1 protein-coding gene is annotated in these 234 nt (G+C 53.0%); it reads left to right on the plus strand.

Annotated elements, in window-relative coordinates:
• Nucleotides 1–234, plus strand: a 234-nt coding sequence (locus FGT79_RS30830) for a X2-like carbohydrate binding domain-containing protein (protein WP_138756601.1), incomplete at both ends; no start/stop codon positions are given.

Genomic DNA, 234 nt, shown 5'->3' on the forward strand with positions numbered 1-234 from the left:
GCACAGCAGTCTGTAGGCACGACAAACCTATCGTTCAACTTTAGCGCGGGTGCTGCTCAGACATTGGCGGTAACAGTAAGCGACACAACGGCGCAAGACAGCCAGTTGAGCCAGACGACAGCAGCCTTCGATAAAGAAACAGCTGCGCAAGCGGATGTAGCTGTAACGCTGACGCTGAACGGAAATACGCTGGACAGTATCACAAATGGTGTGGCTACATTGACAGCGGGAACA

Source organism: Paenibacillus sinopodophylli (genome assembly GCF_005930355.1).
Taxonomy (GTDB): Bacteria; Bacillota; Bacilli; order Paenibacillales; family Paenibacillaceae; genus Pristimantibacillus; species Pristimantibacillus sinopodophylli.